This is a genomic window from Streptomyces sedi (genome assembly GCF_006335015.1).
In the GTDB taxonomy this organism is placed as follows: Bacteria; Actinomycetota; Actinomycetes; order Streptomycetales; family Streptomycetaceae; genus Streptomyces; species Streptomyces sedi.
Map to the genome: position 1 here is coordinate 1 of NZ_VDGT01000046.1, position 3,870 is coordinate 3,870.

The 3,870-nt window shown below is 68.0% G+C and carries 2 protein-coding genes and 1 pseudogene; 2 read left to right on the plus strand and 1 reads right to left on the minus strand.

Annotated elements, in window-relative coordinates:
* The first annotated feature begins 513 nt into the window (after positions 1 to 513).
* On the plus strand, positions 514 to 3,012 hold the full coding sequence (locus FH715_RS27930; protein WP_139650296.1) for a DEAD/DEAH box helicase: 2,499 nt from the start codon (positions 514 to 516) through the stop codon (positions 3,010 to 3,012).
* 491 nt (positions 3,013 to 3,503) lie between these two features.
* Here FH715_RS27930 and FH715_RS28455 read toward each other — a convergent pair whose 3' ends face one another.
* A complete protein-coding gene (locus FH715_RS28455) occupies positions 3,504 to 3,689 on the minus strand; it encodes a hypothetical protein (protein ID WP_170184857.1) in 186 nt (61 codons plus the stop codon).
* A gap of 100 nt (positions 3,690 to 3,789) precedes the next feature.
* On the opposite strand from FH715_RS28455, the pseudogene FH715_RS27935 reads away from it, so the two are divergent.
* Positions 3,790 to 3,870 (plus strand): annotated as a pseudogene (locus FH715_RS27935) (IS5/IS1182 family transposase); the annotation flags it as partial.

Consider the following 3,870-nt stretch of genomic DNA (forward strand, 5'->3'; position numbering starts at 1 on the left):
TGCGCGGCAAGCCGCGCAATACAGAAGCGTCGCCGCAAGCGGCGACGCGGTTTCCCGCGCAAGCGCGGGAAACGCATTCCGCAAGCGGAATGCAAAAGCGAAGTGAAGCCTTTTCGCGCAAGCGCGAAAAGGCGGAGTCCCGCAAGCGGGACTCTAAAAGAAGCTGGCTACGGGGAAGGTGCCGTGTGCTGGTGATGCACCGTGTAAAGACTGGAAGTTTGGGCCACTCCCCCCTCGTCGGGTGACGCGCGGGTGAGAGGGACGTTGATGAGGTCAACCGCACATCGGAGGGGCGATCAGAGAGGGTCACGTGAAGGGGTCAAGCCCGACCCCCATGCTATCACGCGATGGGCGCGCATAGAGAGCAATCTGACCGCATGTCACGCGTGCGCGTGAACGTGTGTCCATGGTGATGCATCAGGGTGATGCACTGTGTATGCTCTGGTCTAGAGCCTCACCACCAGGTCCATGAATTCAACCCCTACCCTCTCGCGAGGAGTCTGTCCCGTGGCTATGTCGAGACGCGATCTCAGGAATCATCAGATCGAGGCTGTTGACGCCATTGTGCGCGGCTTCGATATCCCTCCGGGAGGAATTCCTGCAAACGGTCTTCGGGGGCAGGTCATTTCCGCGTGTGGTACGGGAAAAACTATCATGGCGGCGTTCGCCGCGCGGGAGATGCTGCCGCGTGGGCGCATTCTGGTGGTGGTGCCGACGTTGGATCTGCTGTCCCAGACGGTGCGGGAGTGGCGGCGGGTCGGGCACACCGGGCCGGCGGTGGCGGTGTGCTCCCTTGAGGAAGACCCGCAGCTGTGGAACTTGAGGGTGCGGTCGACAACGAATCCGGTGCGGCTGAGTCTGTGGCACGGCACGGGGCAGGTGGTGGTGTTCGCGACCTACGCGTCCCTGCCTGTGCTGGAGGAGGCATTCGAGGGCGCCTACGGGCAACAGCTGGCGCCGATGGACCTGGTGGTGGTGGACGAGGCACACCGCACCTCCGGCTCCCTGGGGAAGCGGTGGGCCCGGGTGCACGATCAGGAAGCGATCCCGGCAGCCCGCCGGCTGTACCTGACGGCGACGCCGCGGATCTGGCAGGAGCGGGCCCCGCACTGGGAAGTCGAGGAGGGGGTCCGCGATCCGCTGCCGAAGGAGCTGGCCGCGAGCATGGACGACGAGGCCGTGTTCGGGCCGGTCCTCTACAAGCTGTCGTTGGCCTCCGCGGTCACCCGGGGCCTGTTGGCGCGGTACCAGATCATCGTGTTGGAGCTCCAAGACCCGGTGGTCACGCCCGCGCGGCTGATGAGTGAGGAACGGCACGACGAAGAGGTGCGCGGGCAGCGGTTGGCGGCCTTGCAGGCCGGCCTGCTGCGGACCATGGCCGAGCACAACCTCCAGACCTGTATCACCTTCCACCACCGGACCATCGAGGCGCAGGCGTTCGCCGAGGGCCTGGAGGCGGTCGCCGCCAAGCTCCACGCCGACCAGCCCCAGACCTACCCGAGGAGGATCTGGGCGGACTGGCTGTGTGGCGAGCACGAGCCTGAGCACCGGCAGCCGGCGCTGGCCGAGTTCGGGTCCACCGCACGGCGCGCGGTGCTCTCCAACTGCCGCGTCCTCGGGGAGGGCGTCGACATCCGAGCGGTCGACAGCGTCGCCCTGATCGACCCCAAGGGCGCGCCGCACGACATCGTCCAGGCCATCGGCCGCGCCCTGCGGCAAAAGCCCGGACAAGGGAAAGTCGCTTCGCTGATCGTGCCAGTCTTTCTCCAACCCGATGAAGCCCCGGAAGATATGTTCACCTCCAGCTCGTACCGCCCTTTGGTCAAGGTACTGGCAGGGCTGCGGGCTCATGATGAGGAAGCTGTGGAACTGCTCGCCATTCCACAAGAACCGCAGAAGGCCATGGTGAAGCCGTCGATCTTCATCGGTCCGAAACCAGAGGAAGGCGAGGAGGAATCTCGTCTGTTGTTGCGTTTCGCGGCGCGGCGTGACCCGGCGATGGTCGCGCGGTGGGTCAGCTTCAACGTGATCGACACCGAGCGGCAGGACTGGGCCCGCGGCTGGGAAGCCCTCCGCCGGTACGTCGAACGCGAGCAGCACGCCCGCGTCCCCTACGGCCACCGCGAGGGCGCCTTCCCCCTGGGGCAGTGGGTCGCGGAACAGCGACGCGCCTACCGGGCAGGTGAGATGAGCAGCCAGCGGGCCCGCCGACTGGAAGACCTCGGGATGGTGTGGTCCGAGGTCGACGAGCGGTTCCAGGAGAACCTGGCCGCCGCGAAGGCGTACTACGAGCAGCACTTGACCCTCTGCGCGCCGAGGACCGCCGTAGCCCTCGACAAGCCCGTAGGGCAGTGGCTGAGCAACCTGCGCCGACCCGGCGCGTTGGACGGGCACCCCGAGTGGGAGACGGCGCTGCGCGCGATCGACCCCCACTGGAACCCGGCCTGGAGTCCGGTGTGGCAACGCCACTACGCCGCCCTCCAAGACCTCGTCGCCGAAGAGGCCGGCCCGATCCACGTCGACCCGGGAGTCACCGTCCACGGCATGGACATCGGCCGCTGGTTGACCAAGCAGACCCAGCCCGCGGTGTGGGCCAAGCTCCTCCCCGGCCAGCGGGAGCTCCTGGAACAACTCGGGATCACCCCGCCCGCAGCAGCACCCGCCGTGACGCCCGCGAAGGCCGCGCCGGCCCCAGCGACGGCCGGCGAGGAAGGCACGGGGCCTACGGCTGCCGGCAACCTGCCTGCGACCGGGAAGCGCGCCGGAGGGCGCGGCAGCGCGGCGTTCGAGCGAGGGGTAGCCGCCGCCCGCCAATACCTCACCCGCGAAGGCCACCTCACCATCCCCCGAAGGCACGTCGAGCACCTGGCCCTCGATGCCGGCAACGACGAAGACCGCCAAGAGCAACAGACCATCGCCGTCAAGCTCGGAGTATGGCGCTCCAACATGCGCACCCGCCGCCACACACTCCCACCCGAACAACAAGCCATACTCGACGAGCTGGGACTATGAAAGGACACCACACTCCACCCGCGCCCCGACACCCCATACGACGAGGACGCCAGGGCGCGTCGCGGAGTGAGCGGCGGCGGGAGGAGCGCATCGCCGCGTACTCCGCGTACGGGGGTGCGGTCGCGAACTACCGGCGTGGCCAGGTGGATCACTGGTTCGCCAAGCACGAGGGGCGGCTGTCCGAGGGGGAGTCGCCGCACGAGATGCGTCGGGAGACGCAGCGGTTGCGGACGGCGGCCCTGGAAGCGATGTTCCGAATCGAGTTGCTGACGGATTCGACGGAGTGGGAGCGGCTGGGGCGGAGGGCGTTGAAAGAGAGCAACCGGATCGCGGGGCGGGGTCGCGGGAGGAGTTGGACGCGGTGCGTCAGGTGTCGCGCTCGGCGATCTACGCGTTCGTGGGGGCATCGCGAGCGTGGTTGAAAGGCCAGGGGTTCCTGTTCGGACGCTGGCCCCGGCGAGGGCCGGGGGCCGAGCGGCCGAAAGGACGGTTCAGAGGTCGGTGCGACGCCCGTCGAGGAACAGGCCGACGCTGGAGAGCTGGTGCAACCCGGTGGAGCCGAGTGGTTGGTGTCCCCAGCGGAGCACCCAGGGGTTGACGGGTCCTTCCCCGTGCCACCACTGGTGTACAAGGAGCGGGCTGCGTGGTGGTCCCCAGAGCTGCGGGAGGGCAGCCACGGCGTCCTTCGGTTGCCGGTGAGGCGCCAGCCGCTCCCATGGGAAGGCGGCGGCTAAGGGCTGTCCCGTAACTGCTGGCCACGGGTGAGATGATCTTGCTGTGTCTTGTGTGATCACGGCGTCGGAGCCCTCCTGGATAGCCCCGTTCACCGGGCTGAGCCCGGGGCAGTTCGGCAAGCTG

What these genes read in the sequence shown, in the direction of transcription:
- FH715_RS27930 (WP_139650296.1), top strand. Translation starts at nt 514, where the DNA reads ATGTCGAGACGCGATCTCAGGAATCATCAGATCGAGGCTGTTGACGCC.